The sequence below is a fragment of the Dietzia sp. UCD-THP genome (assembly GCF_000349585.1).
GTDB lineage: Bacteria > Actinomycetota > Actinomycetes > Mycobacteriales > Mycobacteriaceae > Dietzia > Dietzia natronolimnaea_A.
Map to the genome: position 1 here is coordinate 1 of NZ_AOSR01000100.1, position 1,475 is coordinate 1,475.

General features: G+C 67.5%; 1 protein-coding gene. It reads left to right on the plus strand.

From position 1 onward, the window contains the following. Positions 1–122 precede the first annotated feature (122 nt). Positions 123–1,451 (plus strand): ISL3 family transposase, encoded by a 1,329-nt coding sequence (locus H483_RS27175; RefSeq protein WP_193746856.1) that lies wholly within the window; start codon positions 123–125, stop codon positions 1,449–1,451. Positions 1,452–1,475: the final 24 nt, after the last annotated feature.

A 1,475-nucleotide genomic window follows, 5' to 3' on the forward strand; every position in this document is an offset into this window, starting at 1 on the left:
GGCTCTTCGCATCTGAGCGTGGGTGAGGACGACACGCCGGTGAGGCGGTAGGGAGACGAGAGGGTCGAGGCCCTGAAGGATTGGAAGTACCACTACATCCGATCCTGAAAGGGCCTCGACCCATGTCTGAGCCTATCGGGTGCTGCCGGTCTGCCACCGGAACCGCACCTGCGCCCCGTTGTGTCCGCTGCGATCTTCTCGTCGGGCTCGACGACGTGTACGTCCTTGATGCGCGTCTGCGTGGCGAGCACCTGGAGGTGACCGTCGAATCCGAGCCGGGACCGGTCGGATGCCCGGACTGCGGCGCCGCCGGGGTGGGGCATGGACGGCAGGTGGTGCGTCTGGTCGACATCCCCGCGTTCGGCCGCCCCGTCACGATCATCTGGCGCAAACGCCGCTTCGTCTGCCCAGGCGGGGCGTGCAAACGTGTGACGTTCGTGGAGAACCTGCCTGGGCTTGCCTCGCCGCGGCATGCCACCACGGCCCGCGTCGTGGAGTGGGCAGTGGGACAGCTGCGCCGGGAGCACGCCACCGTCAGCGGACTGGCTCGTCAGCTCGGTACCGCGTGGCACACGGTGTGGACGCCGGTCAAGGCTGCATTGGAGGCGTTGGCCGATGATCCGGCCCGCTTCGACGGCGTCCGCACCCTCGGCGTCGATGAACACATCTGGCACCATGTCTCCCGGCGTAAGCGCGGCCCCAAGGAACTGACCGGGATGGTCGACCTCACCCGCGACGGGGACGGCAAAGTACAGGCCAGGCTGCTCGACCTCGTGCCAGGCCGCTCCGGGGTGGTGTTCGCAGACTGGCTCACCGCGCGGGGCAAGGGTTTCACCAGCGGCGTCGAGATCGCCGCGTTGGATCCGTTCCACGGCTACAAGCGAGCGATCGATGACGAACTCGAGGATGCCACCGCTGTTCTCGACGCTTTCCACGTGGTCAAGCTCGCCCTTGGCGCCGTGGACGAGGTCCGCCGGAGGTTGCAGCAGCAGATCTGCGGTCACCGCGGACGTAAAGGCGACCCGCTCTACGGGATCCGCACCATCATCCGCTGCGACCCCGACAGGCTCACCGAGCGCCAGTGGCGGCGGTTCGACGAGGCCCTGGCCGCCGACCCCCGACACGAGGAACTGTTCATCGCCTGGCAAGTCGCCCACGAACTCCGACAGGCCTACCACCACAAAGACCTGCCTGCCGGGCGCAGCGCTGCGGAGAAGGTACTCGCGACCTTGCCATCCTGCCCGATCCCGGAAATCGCCCGACTAGGACGAACGCTCCGCAAGTGGAAGGCCGCCTTCCTCGCGTACTGGACCACCGGCCGCTCCAACAACGGAGGAACCGAAGCGATCAATGGCCTCATCGAACTCCACCGGCGCCTGGCCCGCGGCTACCGCAACCGCGACAACTATCGCCTGCGGATGCTCCTCATCGCCGGCGGGCTACGGACCTGACCCCACGCTCAGATGCGAAGAGCC

Excerpts from the sequence above, each read along its gene's own strand:
- H483_RS27175 (WP_193746856.1), top strand. The coding sequence starts at position 123 with ATGTCTGAGCCTATCGGGTGCTGCCGGTCTGCCACCGGAACCGCACCT.